Below are 22,078 nucleotides of genomic sequence, written 5' to 3' on the forward strand. Positions count from 1 at the left end.
GACGGCCAGATGAGCGGTAAGTTTCCCGTTGAGCTCAGTTTCTGTTAACCGATAGGGGATGAATTCGTCGGCGGGTTGCAGGTTCGTAAGGCTTGCCCCATCTAACCCAAGGCGGCTACCGGGTCGGAGTGGGCCGGCGTTTGACAGGCGACGCAAGCGGGGCAAATTGCTTTACCGGTCGGCAAAAGCAGGAAACATAGGGCTCTGAATTGAGGTTAGCTTACTAAGTTTGTCCCGTCAACGGACTGGTGGCGCCGATAAACAGGGTAGAAAAACGGCCCATATCGCTCACAATCTGCTGTTTATCGGCGCCACAACAGGCTTAGTTAGCCTGACTAGTAATGATTTATAACCGAGTGCTAATGACCTTTCTTCTTTCGTTCACTTGTCTTCTCCCGCTTCGTTATGGCAAGTGAGCTTTTTAACCGCCGGGATGTTCTAGCGTATTTTATTGTGGCGGCTATCGGAGCCACGGTGCAGCTGCTGGCGGGTAGTTTATTACAGGAATGGTTTCGGGTCAGTTACCGGGAGGCCCTGTTTATTGGCTATATCGTCGCTTTTCTGGTCGGGTTTGTGCTCACCAAGCTGTTTGCCTTCAACGCCCGCAACTCGGCCCAGACCCAGCGCGAAGCCATCAAGTTTACGATGGTTTCTATCGTTTCCTGCCTGATTACCGTTTACGGAGCATCCTGGCTCTACGACTTTTCGGTTAGCCGGGCGGAGCCGTTCACCCTCCTGATTCCGTTTTCGGTGAAGGCCGTCAACCTCAACAAACTGGGTTCGCAGGTCTTTGGTATGGGGCTTAGCTTTATCAGCAACTACATCCTGCACAAACGATTTACGTTTCGCGACACGGGCTTTTACGATAAACTGAAAGCGCTGCTGAATCTGTAATCAGCACGAACTAGACGTTCATTATCAGCGATTTGATACGCCACTCGCTATTTTTATTTCATCTGACCCACATACAGCGACAGATTCAGCCCGACAAATGAGCGCTTTGCGTTCAGATTGCCAAACGCCGTTACTCCCACTCCAACGTCTTTTGTCGACGTGATGAACCGTATTTCAGCCGGTATACCCACGGTTGTATACGTAAGGCGTTCGTAATAGGCGGAGCCATACAGCAGCGGGTCCGGGTCTGACTGTAAAAACTTGCCGCGGTTGGTGCCCCAGACGCCACTCAGGCCGGTCGAAAAGCGAAATTTACCCGCTCTGACCCCATACAACATGCCGATTTCGTTTACCCGAATAGCAGGCTGCGCATCCGACAACACCTCCGAGTTCAGCACGTAGCGAGCTACGAGCTGGGTGGGTTTATGCGCAAACTCGTAGCCTAAAGCCATCATACCGCTGGGAAACTGGCTGGTACGGCCGGCACCCAGCCCAAGCCAGTAGCGGTTGTCGTAGAATTGTTGCGAATACCCGGCGTTTGCCAGCAGCAGAAAGACAATCAACGCCCCACCAATCGTATAGTTTCTATTCATAACGCGAAGAAATCTATTATTCTACAAGAGTAGTGATTTCTTCGTTTATTCAAACCTGTCTCTTTGTTATGATACGCTAACCGACTGTCGGGGCTGCCCGAATTTGTAGTGGCTGTCGTAGCCCAGGCCCAGGCCAACGCTGGAGAGTTTGTTCTGATCGGCAATATCGGCTTTCGGAAACAGCTGGCTGAAAGCTGCCTGCACCGACCGTACTTCGGTAGAGCCGCCAGTGAGAATAACCAAATCGATATCGGCCGCTCCCACACCGGCCTGCTGCAAGCACGCCCGGGTCGAATCCATAATTTGCTCAACCTGCTCGTCGATAGCTTCTTCGAACAACTGTCGGCCAATGGGTAATACGAAATCCGGCTCGATGAAATCAAAGATGGCCTGATGAGACGGCTCGTCTGACAGGGCAATTTTTGCGTCTTCGGCGGCCGCCAGCAGCATATGTCCCGTTTCCTGCTCAAGTACCGATACCAGCCGCCGGTAGCGTGGCTTATCGTGCGACTCGTGGAGCAGCTGCCGCGTCTGCATCAGCACCTTGGGCGTATAGAGGAAGTTTACCTTACTCCACTCGGCCAGGTCGTGAAAAGGCTTGAGCGGCACCTCGAGGTGTTTGGCGCCATAGGTAGTCCGGTAGCCCAGCTCGGGCATGATCCCCGCCAGGCTCAACGCTTTATCGAAATCGTTGCCCCCGATCCGAACGCCGGTGTTGGCCAGAATATCGGACGACCGGTCGGGCTTATGAATGTACTGCTTCGATAGCCGGATCACCGTAAAGTCAGACGTACCTCCGCCCAGGTCGGCAACGATGGCTAGTTTCTCTCCGCTGATCCGGGCTTCGTGGGCAAAGGCAGCCGCAATTGGTTCGTACTGAAAATCAATGTGTTTAAATCCAATCCGGCGGGCAATGACCTCCAGTTCGGCCTGCGCCTGGGTATCGGCCGAGGGGTCGTTATCGACAAAATGAACAGGTCGGCCCATCACCACATTTTCGATACTGCTGCCCGCCTGGGCGTCGGCCTTATCTTTCAGATGCCGGAGAAAAGCGGTGATGATGATGCTGAAATTCATGGGTGTGCCGTTGACCTGCGTACCCTGTTTCATGAGTGACGTGCCCAGCACCCGTTTCAGACTTCGCATAAACCGGCCATCCTGCCGGTCGAAGAAGGCGTTGACAGCGGCCCGCCCGTACAGCGCCCGGTTGTCGGTGCGCCGAAAAAAAATAGCACTCGGAATGGTTACGTGTGATTCTTCGACCGGTACCAGACTAATTGTACCGGCCTGGTCGATGGCGATGGTTGAGTTGGAGGTACCAAAATCGATTCCGCAGGAAATTGCTGTCATTCGTTTACGCTAGACGCCCTTTTCAGATAACTGGCCCGTTTTGTTCTGCTTACCCGATTGGGCAAGCTTAAAATTAACCACTACGCGCTAAAGTCAGCGCGCTGGTCAGAAGAATTACCACGGGCCAGTGGTTCAGCGCAGCCCCTACTGCCTGAGACCCGGCATCTTAGGCAAAGCGGCTGAGACGTGCGGCTTCGGATACCTACGCCCTAAGAGTTTTTTGGGGAAGATGCTGCGGACTTTAGTCGGCTCTATGGGCTGCCGTTTCACCCCCCAGCCCCCTAAAGGGGGAGCTCATTCGGCGGAGCTAACTCCCCCTTTAGGGGGCTGGGGGGTGAAACGGTAGCCATTCGGGCAAGTGGAATTCACATCAATTCATTCCCCAAAACAACCTCTAACGGGCAATGGACGTGCCGGAAGCCGACAAGTGGGGAGAAGGGCTTATCGAAACAGACAGAAAAAGGAACGGACGCAGCGTATTCTATATGCATCCCGATAAAACTGAGTGATCTTCGGAGCCTGTTATCCTAGATACGACTAGTGGTTAGGGCAGCCGCAGGGGTTTTTCTTGCGAAACAGACCGGTATTGAACAGGCCACCCCGTTTGGGTTTGTAACCTTTGCGCTTGCGTTTGAAAATAGCCGCTTCGGTAGGGGCCTTACCAGCCGAGGCCCTGGTTTCGAGCGGGACCTCCACCAAAATGACCGAAGCCACCAGGGCTATCAGTAACGTTGTCTTCTTCATAGTATCAACCTGTTTTGTCAGTAACGAAATTAGGAGCATATTAGTCCTGAATGGTAACGTAAATTTATGATTCACAAGACACATGGATCCAACTTATCTGTTCGTCTACGGCACGTTGCGCCCTGGTTTCAACAACCCGTTTGCCCAGCTCCTGCGCGCATCGGCCCAATACATCGGTGATGGCACCCTGCCCGGACGGCTCTTCGACCTCGGTCAGTACCCGGGCGTTGTTCACGATCCCAGCGGCCCAGCGCTTGTTCGGGGCTCCGTCTATGACTTCGGCAAAAATAAGACCATACTCGACCAGCTCGACCATTATGAGGGCGTCAGCAACCCACCCGACCCGGCCGATGAGTACAGGCGGGGCGTTGTCACGGTGGTCTGCAACGTTACCCTTCTCGACTGCTGGGTGTATCTGTACAACTGGCCCGTTGACAAGGCTCGTCTGGTTGCGTCAGGAACCTACAACATAAACGAATAAAACAGGCAGTGAGCCAGCTGACGCAGTACGGGGGCCGTCTGAGCCTGCGCTACCGGGTGTTTCTGGCTAAGCTGGTACCAGAACGGCGGCAGGCAACTGGCACGCGCATTCATCCCGTCATCGGGCCCGGTTGTTACGTAACGCGTATCGACGCCCGCTATCGACACCCGAACGAAGCACATGGGGCAGGGTTCGGCAGAGGTGTAGAGCCGAAGCTGCTCGGTGTAGATGGTAGTACCGCCCCCGGTAAAATTTCCCTTCGACTGGTATTTTCGGAACTGGGGCAGGGTTTCGAAATCGGTCAATAGCGCCATCTCCCCATGCAGGTCTGACCGACCGGTCTGGCGTTGCCGGTTGTAGGCGCCATGCAGAATCTGCCCCCGGCCGTCGACCAGTACCGCCCCGATGCCGTACCCGCCCGCCAAAACGCCTTTTAGGGCCCAGTCGACGGCGGCTTTGGCATAGCGGTCTTCCGGATAAGCCGCGTCGGGCTGGTAGCGATCGAGGTAGTTTTTGATTTTCCGGAAGATGGCAGCTTTGGTATCGGCAGGGGTGATGCCGCAGGGGAGGGCCGTCAGTTCCTCCATCAGGGCGGCCCGGTTGGGCGGGGTTGCGTTTTCGATGCGCCCGGTATCGGCCCTGGCCCGGGGAGTTTGGGGGTAGCCAGCCAGCGCCACATCGGCCCGCACCCACATAAGCAGTTGACATACAGCCGTAAACAGAAGAAGGTATTTGTGTTTCATGGGTCTGAAACTACAAAAAAATACCGACCCCGCAGGGATCGGTACCGGCCATTGTCAGGCACTATCTATGCTTACCTGGGTCCGCGTGAGCGACCGTATGCGTTTCCGTTGCTCCGGTAGCCATTGTTGCCCCGATAGCCGTTGTTGCTCCGGGCGTTTGGGCTGTATGAGGGACGGCTGTTGTAATACCGGCCGCGAGGCACTACGTAGGTCCGGCGTTGTACGATCACCGGCGGACGGCGGTAGTAGCCGGGCGGGTAGGGGCGAACCCCGTAATAAGGCCCGTACCCATAGCCATAGGCGGGAGCAGGAGCCGTGCGAACGCCAACATACGAGGGACCACAGCTAGCCATCGCCACGACCAGCATCAGGGCCGTCAGGAGTGGCATGGGTTTTATCGTGTTCATAGTCGAGTGCGTTTAGTGTTCAACCTTTACCTGTTAGACAATCGAACCGGCGAAAGGTTTACTGTATCCATAAAAAACAAACCCCGGGGATGTTTAGTGCCCCGGGGTTTGCATAGATGAGTTACAGCCTCTTAGGCCTTCAGTTTATCTTTCAGGTAGCCGAGGGCCAGCTTATAGGCATCGGCGGTGGCTTCTTTGTCGTAGACGGGGTTGCTGGGGTTGGCAAAGCCGTGGCCCGCGTCGTACATCTTAACGGTTACTTTTTCGCCAGCCTTCTGCATGTTCTCTTCGAACTGTTTTACCGACTCGGGCGAGATGCCTTTGTCGCGGCTGCCAAAAATACCCAGTACGTCGGTCTGGAGGGTTTTGAGCTTCTCTACATCCTGTTCTGGCCGACCGTAGTACATGACGCACCCTTTGGCCTGTTTGCCTGCCAGCATGGCCGACTGCAGCGACAGCATACCACCGAAGCACCAGCCCACCGACGCAAATTCAGCTTTCGGACCGGCATACGCAATAGCCCCTTTCATAATGCTCGTCAGCCGGTTTTTGTCGGCTCCCTGCATCAGTTTACCGGCCTCAGCTGGCTCGGTGGCCACTTTCCCGTCGTACATATCTACGGCCAGTACGTTCACATCGCTCAGGTCGTTGTAGAATTTTTCGGCTTCCTGTTTGATGTTGTCGTTCAGGCCCCACCACTCCTGATAAACCAGCAGCCATTTGTTCGAGGCTTTCTTTGATTTGAGCAGGAAGCCATTGGCCGACTGGCCATCGGGCGTCGAGAATTTGATCATCTCCCCCGCACCGGTATAGGTAAAGGGTAGGGGAGCCTTATGGAGTTGCTGGAAAGCCGGATCGGCCGCCATAGCCGACATGTCGTTGCCGCCATGGCAAACCGGAATTCGGGTTTCTTCGCGCTTCGTTGGCGACAGCATCGAGAAGAAAGAGGTCAACAGCGTGATGCCGGTAATGATAATTGTTTTCATGGAGTGTTTTGATTGGGATGAATCAGGAACGTAACGAAACGAGCAAGGTTGTGGTTTTAGCCATCAGGCTTTGGTAAGCTCAAAAATGGTGATTTCGGGCAAAATACCGACCCGGCCGGGGTAACCAATGTAGCCGAAGCCCCGGTTGACATACAGCCGCTGATTGCCTTCCTGATACAGACCGGCCCACTGCTTGTAAAAATACTGCGCCGGGCTCCACCGTACGTCGCCAAGGTCAACACCGAACTGCGCACCGTGGGTATGGCCGCTGAACTGCACGTCGATATCGGGATACTGGGGCCGTACCTGCGCATCCCAGTGCGTCGGGTCGTGGGAGAGGAGCAGTTTAACCGGTGCATCGGCGGTACCCTGGTACGCTTTGGCCAGGTTGCCCGCCCGCAGTGCGGCTGGCCCAAATCCCAGGTTCTGCACCCCGATGAGCGCCAGCTGATCGCCGTTCTGTTCGAGCATCCGGTGTTCGTCCAGCAGGATGTTCCAGCCCATCTGTTTATGAGCAGCAATGACGTTAAGTACGTTCTGGCGTTCGGCCTGCGCACTCGGCCACTGCACGTACTTGCCGTAATCGTGGTTACCCAGGGTCGAGTAAACACCCAGCGGGGCTTTTACCTTGTCGAAAATCGTAATGAACTCGTTGACTTCGTCGGCATGGCTATTGACCAGATCGCCCGTGAAGAATACGACGTCCGGCTTTTCGCGCAGCAGCATATCGACCCCACCCCGAACGGCCGTCCGGTTAAAGAAACTTCCCGAGTGGATATCGGACAGTTGGGCAATGGTCATGCCGTGGAAGCCCGACGGCAGGTTTTTGAGCGGCAATTTCACCCGTCGGATGCGGTAATCGTGCGCGCCGGACAGGATTCCCCACGAGAAGCCCACCAGCGGTACCGCGCCAACCACGAGGGCCGTTTTCATCAAAAAATCGGACCGTGAAATAGCGTCGGTAGGCGGTATGGTCTGGCGGGTAGGATCTACGACCGTTTCGCGTACTTCCGGCTTGTAGAACAGCGACACCACCCAGCGAAAGAACCGCCCGATATCGTCGATGAACAGAATCAGGACGGCGAAGATTTTGGAAAAGTACGGAATAGCGATGGTAGCCCAGAGAAACGTGCGCGTGTTCTTGCCGAACGAGTCGGGGGGCAGGTACTGCATGGCTACGTAAATCAACAGCGACAGGCCCGTGAAGCCCCAGTACGCGATGGCAATGATACGCTGTGTGTTCTCAGTCGTTGATCGGCTGAGGGTTTTGACAGCCTGCCAGACATACCAGTCGATCAGCAGCATTATGGCAGGCAGAACAAAAAAGAAGGCGGTGCGATTCATGAAGAAAACCAGTGAGGGATTGCCTTTGGCTAACGGAATCGGGGTCTGTAAAGTTTTACATCCATTTATCTGATGTCGTGATGTATTCGGGTATGCCCCGGCCGATCGGTATATACGATGCCCCGGCATAAATGCCGGGCCTATTCATTGGTCGCCGTTGATTCGACCACCCCACCTATTCCGCCAATGAATAGCACCGGCCTTCAGGCCGGGGAAAACCAGGGATCCGGGAAATACCGTACACCCCGGCCGAACCCTTATCCCCCGGCATAAATGCCGGGGCTATTCATTGGTCGCCGTTGATTCGACCACCTCATTCATTCTGACCATGAATAGGCCCGGCCTTCAGGCCGGGGAAAACCGTACGCCCGACCGACCGTTCCTCAATCCCCGGTTTGAAAACCAGGCCTATTCATTGGTCGCCGTTGATTCGACCACCCCACCTATTCCGCCAATGAATAGCACCGGCCTTCAGGCCGGGGAAAACCAGGGAATCGGGGAATACCGTATCCCGGCCCTATTTCACGAATTCGATGATATGTTCCGATTTGTATTCGCTCTTTTCGGGCCTGATATTTTTCACGAACAGGCGGGCGCGCTGGCCCAGGCGCAGGCAGGTGTGTTTGTTGGCAACATCGTCGGGGGTGTTCATGGGCTGGAGAGACGGGTACCAGAGGAAATAGCCGGGTTTGTCGAGCAGCAGTTTGGGCTTCGACCAGGCCTGCGATTGCATGGCTTCGCCCAGGTCTTTGTGCGGATTGAACGAAATATGGATGCTGCTCCCCGCCCAGGATGAGCCCGTTACCTTACCCATCAGCATGACCCAGCCATTGAGGTAGGTATTCCAGCTTACCGACGGTCCCCAGTGGAAACCACCCGTTGGCGAAGAGGCCGCCCCGCCACCCGCTTCGCGCGGGATCTGCAGAGCCGCAATAGGCGCTCCAACACCGTTATGGGGGGCGTTAAACCCCTTGCCGTCCCAGCGTCGGGCTTTACCAACCGGATTATCGAGATCGCTCAGCCGAATACGGGCCACGCTGATGCACTGGCCACTCCATTCTTTTTGCGCGTCGTAGGCTTTCTCTTCGTACTGACCAGGATAGCCGTACTCGCCGTAGAACAGGTACAGATAGTCTCCGCTGGCCACCGCCGACGGGTCGCCGACGCCCCCTGCAAACGTTTTGGAGGTGTTGTGGGGCTTCATGATCAGGCGCGGTTGCAGATCTTCGATGAATATCCCTTTGTTCTCCCAGGCTTTACCTCCGTTTGTCGATTTCATAATGCCAATCCGGCAAACCGCGGCCGGCGAGGTGGGTCCCGTTAGTCCCTGCGGCCATTTTTTATCGATGTACCCTTCGCCCGTTGCGGAATCGTAGGGGAGGGTAGCGGGGTAGTTTTCGTTATGGTAAACAGCGTAGAGCGTTTTGCCCGACTTGTCGGTTGGGTCCTGGTAGACCGTCTCGAACCAGACTGCCCCGTGCAGACCGGGCGTACCGACGGGTACGTTTTTAGGCATGACAGGCTCGGTAAAATCACTGGCTTTACTCGCAAAAGCCTCTTCGGCATGTTTCCCGTCGGCGTATTTCAGATCGCGGGCATTGCCCCAGAGCGGATCTTCGCCGTACTTACCCGGAAAAATCCGGAACGTATCGCCTACCCAGGCTTCGGCCATGTTGCAGTCAACGAACGAGTTGAACAGGACTTTTTTGGCGGGTATCAGCTTATACATGGGCGGGGCAACAGCGGTGTCGGCCGTTTCCTGGTTGCCCGAGCAACCGATCAGGCTCAAACTGGTTAATGCCAGCAGGCCCAGCGTGGTAGTTAGGTGGTTTGTTGTTCTCATACTGGCTGATAAAGAGTCGGTTGGTAACTTCTCTACTTTTCAGCCCATACAAAAGCCGCGCCCGGGTTGGGCGCGGCTTCATAAATAAATAGTCAGATAAGTCGGCTCAGTCCTGAAGCGCCAGTTCCGGCACTTCGTGTTCGACCAGCATCTCTGTTTTCGGGTTGGTCGTTTGTTGTTCGTCGAAAGGCAGGAGCAGGTACCGGCGGAAGTAACGGCTCATCCGGCGAAGCGCCAGTAATGCGTCCAGGCGGATATAGGTCAGGCCGGTGTTGACCACGTTGTCGTCCTCATCATCGCCGTCTTTTATGGCCACCCCACCTTCGCGCAGGCACTGGACCAGCAAGGGAACAGACGGCAGGAAAGGCGCCTTGAACGTTGCCGGATACCGTACAGCCAGCGTCTTGGCAACCCGCTGATAATACTCCTGCAGCAGCAGCACCACCCCCGCCGTTACGGGCGACGCCTGGCTGGTGCCGTGCTGAATGGAAAACGCCGTATCGGAGGTGATCCCCGACGAAGTAATCGGCGCTCCCGGCGCGAAAATGTCCGTACGGCAGGCTGCGTGACTGGTTTCGTGCAGACGCTGGGTAAACGGCGTCAGGCGACCCGGGCCCGTCGAAAACGCCTTAGCCCCGCTGAGGTAGCTGAAAGCCCCTTCGTTAGCGTCATAAACGGCCCCAACGCTGATGGCTTCGCGGCAGATACCGGGGTAGCCCATGCCCTGCTTGCTGTTATGCCTGAAGAAATCGTTGCCAGCGGCAATCACAACAGCCACCCGTTTGGCCGACAGTTTCTTGATCAGATCCCGAACGCCATCGGCCGCAAAAGCATCGTCGTTCGGGTAGTTGCCCGAATCGCCCAGCGATAGGTTTACCACCGATATTTTATGCGCTACGTGGTTATTCAGCACCCACTGGAGTGCATCTCTCACCGCCGTAAACGAACCGCCACCGGTGTTGGATAAGACCTTGAGCGGCACAATGTTCGCACCAGGGGCAATCCCGATATTGATTTTGTTGGCTACGATGATGCCGCCTACGTTGGTGCCATGTCCGTTGCCATCGCTGGCGTTGTTGACGTTGCCCCCGTTATCGGTCGTGAAGTTTCGCTGGGCTACAACCTTACCTGCAAAATCGACATGGGTAGTGCGAAGACCGGTATCCAGTACGGCGGCCGTCAGGTTTTTACCACTGACGTTGAACGTACTGCGCGCCGTGGTGGCCTGAATGAATGAGCTGGTCTGTATCAGTTCCAGCATAACATCGACCTGCTGAGGCCGTTCAACCGGGACGATGGGTTGTGGGTGGTGTTGTTCGTTTAATGGGTTCATTGGTTTATGAGGGTTTAGAACGTGATTATTGCGGCAAAACGCAGCGGAGATACTCAACCGCCCGAAGCGGGTCGGTTGGTTCAGTCGATTTGTCGGAAAAAGCGTCGGGCCCGGAAACAGGCAACCTGATTTTTTGTCAACTTGAGCGCTCCAACCCGCACAGCCAGTCTTATGCAGCCCTTTTCTGCCAAAAAAATTTCGGATACCATCCTGGTCGATGGCGATCTGAGCAAAGCCGTCTGGCAAAACGCCACCTGGAGCCCTCGCTTTGTCGATATGGTAACGGGAGGTCAGACGCTGTACAACACGCAGGCCTCTATCCTCTGGAACGACACACACCTGTACATCGCCTTCCGGGCCGAAGAGCCGAACGTAGAAGCTCACCTGACCGAACGCGATTCGATCATTTTCCTCGAAAGCGACCTCGAACTCTTCATCGACGGGGGCGACTGCTATTATGAGCTGGAGGTAAACGCCCGCAATACGATCTACGAAGTGTTTTTTATCTGGAAAGATGCCTACCAGCGCGGCAGCCGGTTCGACGTACCCCAGTTCGATGTGTTTCACCCGCAGGCCCTGACGTTTGGGGGCGATTATGACCGCAGTGGCGCATCGTTCTGGTACGGTACCCACCCGCGCGGTCTGCGGTGGGCTTTCCTGAGTTACGACCTGCCAGGCCTCGAAACGGCCGTACAGATCGACGGTACGCTGAACGATGCCCGTGACGTCGATCAGGGCTGGAGCCTCGAAATTGCCATTCCGTGGGCAAGTCTGACCTGGCTGGCCAACGGCCGGAGTCTGCCGCCCCGCCCCGGCGACCTTTGGCGTATGTTTCTGGGCCGATTTCAGAAAATTATGGTTTCGGGTACCGAGCTACAGCCCCACCCGGCCATGGTTATGAGTCCACACGGGCAGTACGACACCCACCAGCCCGATAAATGGAGCCAGATCGTGTTTGAGGAGTGATGTAACTACAGATCGATCAACTTACACTCCCGGTTAACCAGTATCAAAAGACGTAACTCAGGTTGCGTTTCACCTCACTTTTGTCAATATTCACTTCCTGAACAGAAACTGTCCTTAACTATGCCCGCTACGACCAACTATTCAACACTTACCACGGACGAACTAGTAGCCGAGAACGCAAAAATCAAGAAGCAACGAGTGTTTTGGGCCTTTATTATAGGCGCATTCATGGGTGTCCTCTTTTGGGCAGCTATAAGCGGGGCTTCTCTGATCAAGCTGCTGATCCTGTTCGTTGTCTTTGGCATCCTGGGCAGTGGTGGCAAAAAGAACGAAGACAATTACAAGGCCATTCAGGCCGAACTGAGTAGCCGTAATCTTCAGCCATAACTATGGGTCGACGTTAACCGAATCAACAGCCTGGCTGGTAAAAGATTGTTTGGGAAGCCGGATTTTACCCCCCAGCCCCCTAAAGGGGGAGTTAGCCCCGCCGAATGGGCTCCCCCTTTAGGGGGCTGGGGGGGTACAAAAGGCAGCCTTTCGAGCCGACTAAGCTCAACACGTATCTTCCCCAGGCAACCCTTAAACGTATCGGACCTACCTGTGCCTTTCCTGGCTTTCAGCGTCAATCATCTCCGCGAGCGTAGGGCGGCTTTGGTAGCATAAAACGAAGCATGGACGCCGGTTGCCCCGCGTCCATGCTTCGTTTGTAGAACTCGTAAACGGTATAACAACGGCTTACGACACCAGCTCTTCGGCTGGCTTCTGTTGCTGCTGCATCTCCAGCGCGGGGTCTTTCTTGCCGAACCACTTCATCCGGATGCGCTCGTTGACCCAGTACATACAAGGCACAATGACCAGCGTCAGAATCGTTGAGAACGTGAGTCCGTAAATGATCGTCCAGGCCAGGATGTTCCAGAACACGGCGCTGTCGCCACCGATAATGACGTTCGGAGCCAGGTCGCGGAACAGACCCACGAAATCGACGGTAAGACCGGTTGCCAGCGGAATCAGACCCAATACAGCCGCCGATGCCGTCAGCAGTACCGGCGTCAGACGCGTGGCTCCGCCCTCGATGATAGCTTCCCGCAGCGGTACGCCCCGGCCTCGCAATTCATCGATAAACTCGATGAGCAGAATCCCGTTTTTCACCACGATACCCGCCAGCGCAATAATCCCTACGCCCGACATGATCACCGAGAAGGTTTTGCCCGTAGCCATGAAACCCAGCAGTACCCCAATCAGCGACAGCAGAATGGTGAAAAAGATGATCAGCGGTTTCACGACCGAGTTGAACTGCGTGGAAAGAATCAGATAGATCAGCAGAATAGCCACGCCAAAGGCCGTAACGAGGAACGTAGCCGACTCCTGCTGGTCTTCCTGCTCACCACCCAGCTTCACCGAATACCCGTTCGGAATCTCCATCTGGTTGATTACCTGCTGAATCTGCCCGTTAATGACGTTGGCATTAGCGCCCGGTACCACATCGGAACTCAGCGTAACGAGCCGCTCCTGATTTTTCCGGTTGATCTGGCTGAACGTGGTCGAGTAGCTGATGTCGGCTACAGCGGAGATCGGCACCTGACGCAGCTGACCGCCCAGGTTCATATCGCGGTAAACGATGTTCAGACTCAGCAGCTGCTCAATCTGGCTCCGGTCGTTCTGTTTCAGCCGGACCATAATCGGGTACTCGTCTTTGGCATCGCGGAACTTCGATATTTCCGAGCCGAACAGGGCCGTACGGATAGAAAACGCCACCTGCTGGGCCGAAATACCTTCGCGCTGGGCCTTTTCCTTGTTGATGTTGATAACGATTTCGGGCTTGTTGGTGATCAGGTCCGATTTCAGTTGGTCAATGCCTTCGATACCGGCCTGCTGAATATTTTGACGAACCGCTTTCTCCAGTTTGGTGAGTTCGGCAAACTCCTCGCCCGCAATCTCGATCGATATGGCTTTACCCGTTGGCGGGCCGTTGGCTTCGCGCTCGACCGATATTTCGGTACCCGGAATACCCTGCACGGCCGCCCGTATCTTTTCCAGAATCTCGGCCGACGAGCGACCACCCCGATCCTGCCCCTTTACGAAGGCCACCGTTACTTTCGACTTCTGGGGCGTGGCGTTCCGGTCGGGGTTGAACGGGTCACCCGCGTTCTTACCTACGTTGGCAATGACCGAGTTCACCATGTTTTCTGCTTTCTCATCCTTGAGGACTTTGAACACGCGCTGCTCAATGACCCGGGTTACCGAGTCGGTTACGCGGGCGTCGGTCCCTACCGGCATCACGTTATATACATAGGCGTAGTCGGGATCACCACTGGGGAAGAAGATCACCTTCGGCTGCACGATGCCCATCAGCACGAACGTTACGATCAGCAGTACGAACATGCTGCCGATGGCAACTACCGGCCGCCAGCCTGTCAGTACCCACGAGATCAGCCGGCGATACCCGCGCATCAGCTTGGGTAGCCATTTGTTCTGGAAGGGCACGATGATGCGGGGCGTCAGCACGTAGTGGTTGAACACGTACAGAATGATGAACAGCACGAACAGGTTACCGATACCCCGGTCAATGACGTATCCTACGCCAGCCAGCGCGGTCATGATCATCAGCGGACGCTTGATCGTGTCGAAGCTGGTATCGCTTTCGTCGCCATGTTCTTCGTCGTGACGCTTCATGAACGACACCGCAAAGACGGGGTTCATGACGTAAGCCACAAACAGCGACGCAAACAGGGTCAGAATCAGCGTCAGGGGCAGAAACTTCATGAACTCACCCACAATACCGGGCCAGAACAGCAGCGGGAAAAACGGCGCAATGGTGGTCAGCGTACCCGACAGTACGGGCACGAATACTTCGCCGGCTGCGGCTTTTACGGCCTGTTTAATATCCCAGTCCTTATGCTGGTTGAACAGCCGGTGGGTGTTTTCGATCACCACAATGGCATCATCCACGACCAGACCCAGACCCAGCAGGAAGGCGAACAGCACAATGGTGTTCAGCGTAAACGCAGCGCCCACGACCGGCCCAACGACCGGCATCAGTACAAAGGCTACCAGCGCCGACAGCGGCACCGACAAGCCCACGAAAATGGCGTCGCGGATGCCCATGAAGAACATCAGGACCAGCACCACAAAAATGAACCCGAGAACAACGGTGTTGACCAGGTCATTGATTTCGGCCCGGGTCCGCTCCGACTGGTCGGCGGTAACGGTCACGTCGAGCCCCGGCGGGAAACGGTCTTCCTCGAACTCATCGATCGTGGCTTCGATCCGGTCCGAAGCCGCAATCAGGTTGGCCCCCGCCCGTTTGATAACGTTCAGCGTTACGACCGATTTGCCGCTCAGCCGGGCAAAATCCTGCTGCTCTTCGAACGAGTCGCGCACGTCGGCTACGTCGCCCAGGCGGATGGTGGCGCCTGTGGCGGTCCGGATTTGCAGGTTCTGCAGCGCCTGAACGTCAGAAAACTCACCTTTTACGCGCAGCGTCCGCCGAACCCCTTCCAGGTTCAGCTCCCCGCCCGATACGTTTACGTTTTCACCCTGTACGGCCTGCTGAATATCGGTAAAGGCCAGACCCGCCGACTGCATCCGAGGCAGATCGACGTTGATCTGAATCTCACGCTTCAGGGCACCGACAATGTCGACCCGGCTAATTTCGGGCATGGCCTCGATGGCATCCTGCATGTCTTCGGCGTAGGTCTTCAGCTGGTTCAGCGAGAAGTTACCGGCCAGGTTGATATTCATGATCGGAAACTCCGAAAAGTTCACATCCTGCGCCGTTGGGCCGTCGTCCATCTTCTGGGGCAGGTCGCGCCGGGCTTTGTCGATGGCGTCGCGCACCCGCTGCAGCGCTTCGGCCGTTTCAACGTCGGGGTTGAACTCTACCGTTATCAGCGAAAAATCCTGCAAGGCATTCGATTTCAGGCGCTTTACCCCCGAAATGGACTTAATCTGCTTCTCGATCGGTTTATTGATCGTATTCTCGATATCGGCCGGTGCCGTTCCGAAGTAGGCCGTCGTTACGATGATCGTCGGCACTTTAATATCCGGAAACTGCTCCTTGGGCAGGTTATTGTATACCAGCAAGCCGCCCAGGGTAATGATGACGGTGAAGATGTAGATGGCCGTTCGGTTCTCTACGCACCAGTTCGTGAAACCGAGTGTTTTTATGTGTTCTGCTTTCATCAAGAAATCAGTTTTTGGTTTTTCCGGCAGCCATATGGGCAATATGATGTGCGTTAGCCCGTACCGATGCCCGAAAATCCATTAGTAGTTGATCGGTGTGCCGTCGGTCAGTTCCTGGTAGCCCTGGGTAACCAACTGGTCGCCGGGTTTCAGGCCTGCGATAATTTCAATCTGCCCGCCGTAGCTCTGCCCCGGCGTAATTTTCCGCGACTTGGCCACTTTCTTGCCGCCTTCGTTCACGGCCACGTAGACCAGCTGACCCGATTCGGTATTCTGAATCAGGTTTTGATTGATGACCAGCGCGTCGGCTTTGTTTACGTCATTGATCTTGATCTGCGCCAGCATGTTCGGTTTCAGCGACCGGTCTGATGGCAGCGGAGCCTCAATGGTAAACGTCCGACTCAGCGGATCAACCGTTGTCGACACGAAATTCACGCGGGTTTTCAACTCCCGGTTCACGTCGGGGAAGCGTACAATGACCTCATCTCCCTTCTTCACACTACCCGCATAGGTATCGGCTACGTTGGCTTTTACCTTCAGCTGCGACAGGTTTACGATCTGAAACATGGGTACGCCCGGCGCTGCCGATGACCCTACCTTAGCCAGCACTTTATCGACAACCCCCGAGATGGGAGCCGTTACGTTCGACTGACTCAGCTGCGAGTTCAGGGTAGCCAGCCGACGCTCGAGCGACTCTTTGTTGTTTTTGGCCTGCAGGTACTGGATCTCGGTTCCGATCTGCTGTTTCCAAAGGTTGGCCTGTTTTTCGAAAACCGTATTAGCCAGCGACAACTGGGTTTTTATCTCTTCGAGCGAGGTCCTGAGAATCTGGTCGTCGAGTCGCGCCAGCAGCTGGCCCGCCCGCACTGATGACCCTTCTACCACGTAAACCGCCGTTACCGCCCCGCCCGACTTGGGCGACACCTGTACGTTGTTTTTGGCATCGATCGTACCCTGCAGCTCTACATACCGCCGGAACGTACTGGCCGTTATCGGCGATACCACGACGTCTTTTACCCGGGCTTCTTCTTTCTTCTTCGGATCGAGTTTGGCCACTTCGCCTTCCAGCGTTTTGATCTGGGTGTTCAGTTCGGCCTGCTTGGCTTTCAGCTCGCTCAGCTCGGCGCGTTTGCCTTCCAGGTCGTTTTTCTTTTCTCCCCCACAAGCCATCAGCAAACTCGTGGTCAGGGCAATAGCGTAATATGCTTTCATGATTCGGTGTTGTTTGTCTTTAATTGCCTGTATACAGCTTACCCGTTGCTTTGTCGTAGTCAACTTTGGCCAGCATGAAATCCAGCAGCGATGCGAAGTAGTTGGTCTGCGCTTCGCGCGATGACGATTCAGCGTTCAGCACCTCAATATTCGACCCAACGCCTTCTTTGTACTTGATTCGGGTAACGCGCAGAATTTCCTGGGCCAGATCGAGGTTCCGTTTCTGCGTCCGCAGGGTCTGCAGGCTGTTCTGAATCGTAATCTGCGACTGCCGGATCTGCAGGTCGATCGAGTTTTTCAGCAGGTTGCTCCCCAGGCGGGCCTTATCGAGGGCGATCTTCCTCTGCTGGGCTGCGTAGCGTTTCTGAAATCCGTCAAATACCGGCACCTGAATCTGCAGGTTGATAGCCGCCGAGTTGAACCAGGTCGTTGTAAAAAAATCGCCCAGGTTATTCCGACCGTTGTTGTGACCATACGTCGCCGACGCCACCACCCGCGGAAAATACTGCTTGGCAATGCTCTGATAATCGAGGTCGGCCAGCGTGATCTGACTTTGCAGCACCGAGAATTCGACCCGCTGGCTGTAGTCGAACTCCGGCGTAAACGCAACCGACCGTTCCAGCTGGTCGGGGTTGAGGTCCTGAATTTTGTCGGTCAGTACCACCACGTCGTTCGTACCCAGGCCCATCTGAAATTTGAGCAGGTAATAGCTCAGCCCGATCAGGTTCTGAACATTCTGCCGCTCGGCCTTCAGGTTATTCGACTGCACTTCCAGACGGTCGACGTCGATCTTTTCCACGAATCCCTGCCTGTTGAGGGCCTGCGTTTCCTTGTAGAGCGAGTCGATCCGGCTGATGTTGTAATCGAGCAGTTTGATCCGCTCTTCGCTGACCAGTACGTTATAATAGGCTTTGGCCACCTGCTCGGCCACGTTGATTTTGGAAGCCGTCACGTTTTTCTGGCTCAGCTCCCGCAGGGTAGCCGCTGCTTTCAGACCAATTTTATACGAGGCATCGAACAACAGCTGGTTGACCGTTGCCTGTACGTTGCCCTGAAAGTTTACCCCGAACGGGATGGCCGTTACGGCTGCATTATCGGGTTGGGTACCACTGCCCGCCGTTGTCGACGAGGGTCCCCCAAAACCACCCGCCGGTAAGATAAAGCGCTGGATAATGGCGTTGTAGGTCAACAGGCTACCCAAGCTGACCTGCGGCAACGTGGTCGATTTTACTTCTTTGATCCGGGCTTCGGCAGACGCGGCATCCAGACGCGACGTTTGCACATTGATGTTGGCCGAGGTGGCAAACTGAATGGCTTCCTGTAGCGAAAATTCCTGTCGCTGGGGCTGTTGGGCCCATAACAGGCTGGTACTACTCAGCAGAGAGAGTAGCCAGACCGCTAGTATCCGCCTTGTTTTCCTGAACGTCATGATTGTATAAATTGACATACTGATTGTAGATGGTGAAGCCCTGTTCGGTAAGCATCCCCCTGACGAAGTGATGGATCAGCTCCCGCTGCACGTCGATCATGGAATACTCACTGGTTGGAAAAAAATCGTTGTTGAACGCCAGCTCGATTTGCTCAACCCGCATCCGGGCCAGAATAGCCGGATTGATATCGGGCCGGTATAAACCGAGCGAAATTCCTTTTTGTATATTTTCAAGAAGCGATTTCAATATATGCCGATCCATGTGCTCACGGAACAGCGTAAACGCCTGCGGGTAATGACGCTTTACGTCCATCACCAGATTAGGACTAAGCTGATCCTGGTGTTTCTGCATCATTTCCAGCACAATCAACATTTCTTCTATCGGATTGCTAGTTTCTGAGACTACGCACTGCATTTCCGTAACGTCGGTACTGATTTTGTCCTGAATAACCTGGTACAGAATCTGCTCTTTATCACTGAAATGCTGATAGATCGTCTTTTTGGAGATACCCAGCTGCCGGGCAATGTCGTCCATTGTTACCGAGCGCACGCCGTATCGCCAGAATAGCCGTTCTGCCTCCGATAAAATCCGTTCCTTCATATTGGAATTGTACTTTATCGGGTAAAACCGCGGAAACTCCGCAAAGGTTCGGAGTTTCCATTATATATTTTTAGATAAAATGATGAACGGCCAAAATACGCGTGCGAACCAACGTAAACGCCCGACGAAACCGAAATTTCGCCGGGCGTTAGTGGCTTACCTTGACTGACTTACTGCACCCCGTCGAGCACCAGCACCCAGTCCTGGCCGTAGCCGGAGGTGGGGGGTGTAAACGATTGCTGGCCCGTGTTGGCTAGGGTCCTGTGCTCTTTTGTTTCACCGGTGCGCGGGTTCAGCCAGGCCGTTTTCACCTTCGAGCCGCTGATTTTGCCCAGGTTGACCGTAACTGGTTTTCCGGCTGCGGTATACACGAATGCATAAGTCCGGCCCCGCGTGGCCTGTATCCGCTCGGCAGGCGGGTAGTTATTCTCGACAATCAGCGACTGATCGGGCACGCGCTCCAGCATTGGCCGCGACTCCATCAGCTGCCGGACAAATTTCATCTGGTTGGCAGCGGGCAGTTCGAGGGCCTCTGACCAGGGCATACGCGCTCCGTTGACCGACTCCCGACCCGGCGCGTACATCTGCCAGATATCGTGGCAACCGTACGTATGGCCGTGGGCCCCGGCAAACAAATCGAGGTAAGCGTATTTCCGGACGTCGTAGGCGTTGGACAAACCGAGGTCTTTGGCGTTGAAACAGACCGGATGATCTTCGTAGATGGGTTCGGCGTCCATCGTGGGCCGAATGGGGGTTTTGTTATACGACACGCTGATGTGATCGTACATGGGCGTGTCGCGGCAGTGTCCGTTCTGGTGCATGTTGACATCCAGCCAGGCGTCGTTGCTGAACCATTCGATGGCTCCGCCTTTCAGTCCGTTCGGCTGCGGGTGGTAGCTGATTAGGGCTTTGTCGGCCCCACCGACCCCAGTTTCGATACCGCCGGCCATGGCCTGCCAGACCGCCACATCCTGCGAGTTGGGTCGGGGGTTGCGGTCGCCCCCTATGATCCAGATGATGTTTGGCCGGTTTTTGTACCGGTTGCCAATCCACTGCCCGTAGGTTCTGGCGTTGCCGACCGTAAAGATTTCGGGTCCTTTACCCCAACTGCTTTTAAAGAGTTTGTCGCCCCAGGTAGGCAGAAGGCCAATAACGATGCCGTATTCGGCGGCTTTGTCGATAATGTAGTCAACGTGTTTAAAGTACGCTTCGTTTGGCTTGGTAGGGTCGTTGTTAAGAAGTGGCTTATCACCGTTGGCATTGGGCGTATCCAGACCGTCCAGCTCAGCCAGCGCAACGGCCTGAACGACGGTAAAGCCCTGCTCGGCCCGGCGTTTCAGGTACTGGTCCGCTTCGGCGCGGTTAAGCCGGTGAAACAACTCCCAGGCGGTATCGCCCAGGTAAAAGAACGGTTTACCATCCGCATGGACCAGGTAACGCCGGTTCTCCGACACCCTGAGCGGTCCACCCGAGAAGGGTTGCTGACCAAAGGCCAGCCCGCTAACCAACAGTACGACAATAAGAGTAAGGGCTCTTTTCATGAAAAGTAATAATTACGGGTTTAGGCCACACGCAGCTGGCTGGCCCGGCAATAACAAGGCATTGCCTGCCACCGCATCACAACTCCGCTTCGGGATCGATGCAGCCAGACTGCGTAGGGTAAAAGGAGGGTTTCAGACCAACTTACTATCGGTCTGTTCTGCCAGAGTCAGCAGCAGGGTAGCCGGTGGGGAGAAGTATCAGAGTGGGCTGGTGTCACCTGTTTCGAAGAACCGGACCTCGGCCTTTACCTCACTTAATAAATCGCGGGTTCGTTCGGCGCGGGCGTCGGTAACGAAGATCTGACCAAACGCACCTTCGTCCATCCGGGCAATCAGTTTGCCGATGCGCTGGTCGTCGAGTTTGTCGAAAATATCATCCAGCAGCAGGATAGGCTTGATGTTTTTGACCGATTCGAGCCAGTCGAACTGAGCCAGTTTCAGCGCAATCACGAAGGTCTTCTGCTGCCCCTGCGAACCGAACTTTTTCAGCGGTACCTCGCCGATCAGGAAGTTATAGTCATCTTTATGGACGCCCATTGTAGTCCGTTGCAGCACCGTATCGCGCCGTCGAAAGTGGCGAAACTCCTCGGCAAAGCCCGGATTGCTCACCTCCGATTCGTAGACGATATTGACCACTTCGCGCTCGTTGCTGAGGTAGGCATAATGCGACTGGAAAAAGGGGAGGTACTCGGCTATAAACTGCTGCCGCCGGTCATGAATCCGCTGACCGATAACAAGCAGCGGTTCGTCATACGTATCCAGCATGTCGTTGTCGACCTGATTCCGTTCGGCAAACAGTTTGAGCAGGCTGTTGCGCTGTTTGAGTACGTGCTGGTAGGTCAGGTAATCCTGCAGGTAATCGGCGTCGAGCTGCGACAGAACCCCGTCGAAAAAATGGCGCCGATCTTCGGAGTGTTCGCGCACCAGGTCGGTATCGTTCGGCGCAATTAGAACGACCGGAAAACGGCCGATGTGGTCACTGATTCGTTCATAAGGCTTTTTGTCGGCCATGACTACCTTTCGCTGGCCGCGTTGCAAACTGATCGTGATCTGGGCGTGGTGATGTTCGGTTTCCTGGAAAACCCCGTCGATAATGAAATAGTCGGCCCCGTGCAGGATACTAAAAGCGTCCTGATTCTGGAAGGCACTTTTGCTCAGCGACAGAAAATAGACCGCATCGAGCAGATTCGTTTTTCCGCTGCCGTTCGGCCCAACAATTACGTTTACCTGCCGCCCAAACGCATATCGCCCGTCTTCATAATTCTTAAAATTGGTCAGGCTCAGCTTTTCGAGGTGCATAGGTGGTGTATAACGAGGGAATGCGTAATTTCGCGGTCAATTGTCGGTTTAACGCATAACTGTAAGCCGTCGATATTGGCAACAAAGATACGGTCGCTTTGTTAGGTTAATAAACCCAGAGTGAGCCGCT

Annotated in this window: 19 protein-coding genes; 4 read left to right on the forward strand and 15 right to left on the reverse strand. The window is 55.2% G+C overall.

Features of this window, described 5'->3' with window-relative positions; genetic code table 11:
- Positions 1-405 precede the first annotated feature (405 nt).
- Positions 406-894 (forward strand): GtrA family protein, encoded by a 489-nt coding sequence (locus B1C80_RS26355; RefSeq protein WP_077924194.1) that lies wholly within the window; start codon positions 406-408, stop codon positions 892-894.
- Positions 895-947: 53 nt separating this feature from the next.
- Here the strand turns inward: B1C80_RS26355 and B1C80_RS26360 are convergent, their stop codons facing one another.
- The 3 genes from B1C80_RS26360 to B1C80_RS26370 all read right to left on the reverse strand — a co-directional run bounded on the left by B1C80_RS26360 (position 948) and on the right by B1C80_RS26370 (position 3,581).
- Positions 948-1,487: a hypothetical protein gene (locus tag B1C80_RS26360; protein WP_077924195.1), complete on the reverse strand. Its 540-nt coding sequence runs from the start codon at positions 1,485-1,487 to the stop codon at positions 948-950.
- 66 nt (positions 1,488-1,553) lie between these two features.
- Positions 1,554-2,837: an Hsp70 family protein gene (locus B1C80_RS26365; RefSeq protein ID WP_077924196.1), complete on the reverse strand. Its 1,284-nt coding sequence runs from the start codon at positions 2,835-2,837 to the stop codon at positions 1,554-1,556.
- 537 nt (positions 2,838-3,374) lie between these two features.
- On the reverse strand, positions 3,375-3,581 hold the full coding sequence (locus B1C80_RS26370) for a hypothetical protein (protein ID WP_077924197.1): 207 nt from the start codon (positions 3,579-3,581) through the stop codon (positions 3,375-3,377).
- 82 nt (positions 3,582-3,663) lie between these two features.
- Here B1C80_RS26370 and B1C80_RS26375 point away from each other — a divergent pair, with 82 nt between their 5' ends.
- On the forward strand, positions 3,664-4,062 hold the full coding sequence (locus B1C80_RS26375; RefSeq protein ID WP_077924198.1) for a gamma-glutamylcyclotransferase: 399 nt from the start codon (positions 3,664-3,666) through the stop codon (positions 4,060-4,062).
- Here the strand turns inward: B1C80_RS26375 and B1C80_RS26380 are convergent.
- The 6 genes from B1C80_RS26380 to B1C80_RS26405 all read right to left on the reverse strand — a co-directional run bounded on the left by B1C80_RS26380 (position 4,044) and on the right by B1C80_RS26405 (position 10,718).
- Positions 4,044-4,805, reverse strand: a complete 762-nt coding sequence (locus tag B1C80_RS26380) for a hypothetical protein (protein WP_077924199.1) — start codon at positions 4,803-4,805, stop codon at positions 4,044-4,046. The two genes, B1C80_RS26375 and B1C80_RS26380, sit on opposite strands and share 19 nt — an antisense overlap.
- 71 nt (positions 4,806-4,876) lie before the next feature.
- Positions 4,877-5,212, reverse strand: a complete 336-nt coding sequence (locus tag B1C80_RS26385) for a hypothetical protein (protein ID WP_201723596.1) — start codon at positions 5,210-5,212, stop codon at positions 4,877-4,879.
- A 131-nt stretch (positions 5,213-5,343) separates the two neighbouring features.
- Positions 5,344-6,198 (reverse strand): dienelactone hydrolase family protein, encoded by an 855-nt coding sequence (locus B1C80_RS26390; protein ID WP_077924200.1) that lies wholly within the window; start codon positions 6,196-6,198, stop codon positions 5,344-5,346.
- 63 nt (positions 6,199-6,261) lie between these two features.
- Complete coding sequence (locus B1C80_RS26395; protein ID WP_077924201.1) at positions 6,262-7,542, reverse strand: metallophosphoesterase; 1,281 nt, start codon at positions 7,540-7,542, stop codon at positions 6,262-6,264.
- A gap of 517 nt (positions 7,543-8,059) precedes the next feature.
- The gene (locus B1C80_RS26400; RefSeq protein ID WP_077924202.1) at positions 8,060-9,385 is read right to left on the reverse strand and encodes a hypothetical protein; all 1,326 of its coding nucleotides are present in this window, start codon (positions 9,383-9,385) and stop codon (positions 8,060-8,062) included.
- 106 nt (positions 9,386-9,491) lie between these two features.
- Positions 9,492-10,718: a S8 family serine peptidase gene (locus tag B1C80_RS26405; RefSeq protein WP_077924203.1), complete on the reverse strand. Its 1,227-nt coding sequence runs from the start codon at positions 10,716-10,718 to the stop codon at positions 9,492-9,494.
- A gap of 171 nt (positions 10,719-10,889) precedes the next feature.
- Between B1C80_RS26405 and B1C80_RS26410 the strand changes: the two genes are divergently transcribed.
- Together B1C80_RS26410 and B1C80_RS26415 are read left to right on the forward strand one after the other, a co-directional pair.
- The gene (locus B1C80_RS26410; protein WP_077924204.1) at positions 10,890-11,684 is read left to right on the forward strand and encodes a carbohydrate-binding family 9-like protein; all 795 of its coding nucleotides are present in this window, start codon (positions 10,890-10,892) and stop codon (positions 11,682-11,684) included.
- Between the two features lie 120 nt (positions 11,685-11,804).
- Positions 11,805-12,071 carry a hypothetical protein gene (locus B1C80_RS26415; RefSeq protein WP_077924205.1) on the forward strand — a complete coding sequence of 89 codons (267 nt, stop codon included), beginning with the start codon at positions 11,805-11,807 and terminating at the stop codon, positions 12,069-12,071.
- Between the two features lie 348 nt (positions 12,072-12,419).
- Here B1C80_RS26415 and B1C80_RS26420 read toward each other — a convergent pair whose 3' ends face one another.
- The 6 genes from B1C80_RS26420 to B1C80_RS26445 form a co-directional block, all read right to left on the reverse strand.
- Complete coding sequence (locus B1C80_RS26420; RefSeq protein ID WP_077924206.1) at positions 12,420-15,866, reverse strand: efflux RND transporter permease subunit; 3,447 nt, start codon at positions 15,864-15,866, stop codon at positions 12,420-12,422.
- Between the two features lie 81 nt (positions 15,867-15,947).
- Complete coding sequence (locus B1C80_RS26425; protein WP_077924207.1) at positions 15,948-17,078, reverse strand: efflux RND transporter periplasmic adaptor subunit; 1,131 nt, start codon at positions 17,076-17,078, stop codon at positions 15,948-15,950.
- Between the two features lie 19 nt (positions 17,079-17,097).
- Positions 17,098-18,525 (reverse strand): TolC family protein, encoded by a 1,428-nt coding sequence (locus tag B1C80_RS26430; RefSeq protein WP_236648934.1) that lies wholly within the window; start codon positions 18,523-18,525, stop codon positions 17,098-17,100.
- Complete coding sequence (locus tag B1C80_RS26435) at positions 18,449-19,108, reverse strand: TetR/AcrR family transcriptional regulator (protein WP_077924209.1); 660 nt, start codon at positions 19,106-19,108, stop codon at positions 18,449-18,451. Before B1C80_RS26435 ends, B1C80_RS26430 begins: the two co-directional genes overlap by 77 nt.
- A gap of 170 nt (positions 19,109-19,278) precedes the next feature.
- Positions 19,279-20,649 carry a glycoside hydrolase family 140 protein gene (locus B1C80_RS26440; protein WP_077924210.1) on the reverse strand — a complete coding sequence of 457 codons (1,371 nt, stop codon included), beginning with the start codon at positions 20,647-20,649 and terminating at the stop codon, positions 19,279-19,281.
- Positions 20,650-20,847: 198 nt separating this feature from the next.
- The gene (locus B1C80_RS26445) at positions 20,848-21,948 is read right to left on the reverse strand and encodes a DNA replication/repair protein RecF (RefSeq protein ID WP_077924211.1); all 1,101 of its coding nucleotides are present in this window, start codon (positions 21,946-21,948) and stop codon (positions 20,848-20,850) included.
- Positions 21,949-22,078: the final 130 nt, after the last annotated feature.

Origin of the sequence: Spirosoma sp. 209, assembly GCF_002006735.1 — a bacterium.
Lineage (GTDB): Bacteria > Bacteroidota > Bacteroidia > Cytophagales > Spirosomataceae > Spirosoma > Spirosoma sordidisoli.

Bases quoted from the DNA above. Each gene is read 5' to 3' on its own strand.
- B1C80_RS26400 (WP_077924202.1), bottom strand. From the start codon at position 9,385: ATGAGAACAACAAACCACCTAACTACCACGCTGGGCCTGCTGGCATTA.
- B1C80_RS26410 (WP_077924204.1), top strand. From the start codon at position 10,890: ATGCAGCCCTTTTCTGCCAAAAAAATTTCGGATACCATCCTGGTCGAT.
- B1C80_RS26385 (WP_201723596.1), bottom strand. From the start codon at position 5,212: ATGAACACGATAAAACCCATGCCACTCCTGACGGCCCTGATGCTGGTC.
- B1C80_RS26370 (WP_077924197.1), bottom strand. From the start codon at position 3,581: ATGAAGAAGACAACGTTACTGATAGCCCTGGTGGCTTCGGTCATTTTG.
- B1C80_RS26405 (WP_077924203.1), bottom strand. From the start codon at position 10,718: ATGAACCCATTAAACGAACAACACCACCCACAACCCATCGTCCCGGTT.
- B1C80_RS26355 (WP_077924194.1), top strand. From the start codon at position 406: ATGGCAAGTGAGCTTTTTAACCGCCGGGATGTTCTAGCGTATTTTATT.
- B1C80_RS26360 (WP_077924195.1), bottom strand. From the start codon at position 1,487: ATGAATAGAAACTATACGATTGGTGGGGCGTTGATTGTCTTTCTGCTG.
- B1C80_RS26440 (WP_077924210.1), bottom strand. From the start codon at position 20,649: ATGAAAAGAGCCCTTACTCTTATTGTCGTACTGTTGGTTAGCGGGCTG.
- B1C80_RS26380 (WP_077924199.1), bottom strand. From the start codon at position 4,805: ATGAAACACAAATACCTTCTTCTGTTTACGGCTGTATGTCAACTGCTT.
- B1C80_RS26390 (WP_077924200.1), bottom strand. From the start codon at position 6,198: ATGAAAACAATTATCATTACCGGCATCACGCTGTTGACCTCTTTCTTC.
- B1C80_RS26415 (WP_077924205.1), top strand. From the start codon at position 11,805: ATGCCCGCTACGACCAACTATTCAACACTTACCACGGACGAACTAGTA.
- B1C80_RS26375 (WP_077924198.1), top strand. From the start codon at position 3,664: ATGGATCCAACTTATCTGTTCGTCTACGGCACGTTGCGCCCTGGTTTC.
- B1C80_RS26425 (WP_077924207.1), bottom strand. From the start codon at position 17,078: ATGAAAGCATATTACGCTATTGCCCTGACCACGAGTTTGCTGATGGCT.
- B1C80_RS26395 (WP_077924201.1), bottom strand. From the start codon at position 7,542: ATGAATCGCACCGCCTTCTTTTTTGTTCTGCCTGCCATAATGCTGCTG.
- B1C80_RS26420 (WP_077924206.1), bottom strand. From the start codon at position 15,866: ATGAAAGCAGAACACATAAAAACACTCGGTTTCACGAACTGGTGCGTA.
- B1C80_RS26365 (WP_077924196.1), bottom strand. From the start codon at position 2,837: ATGACAGCAATTTCCTGCGGAATCGATTTTGGTACCTCCAACTCAACC.
- B1C80_RS26445 (WP_077924211.1), bottom strand. From the start codon at position 21,948: ATGCACCTCGAAAAGCTGAGCCTGACCAATTTTAAGAATTATGAAGAC.
- B1C80_RS26435 (WP_077924209.1), bottom strand. From the start codon at position 19,108: ATGAAGGAACGGATTTTATCGGAGGCAGAACGGCTATTCTGGCGATAC.
- B1C80_RS26430 (WP_236648934.1), bottom strand. From the start codon at position 18,525: ATGTCAATTTATACAATCATGACGTTCAGGAAAACAAGGCGGATACTA.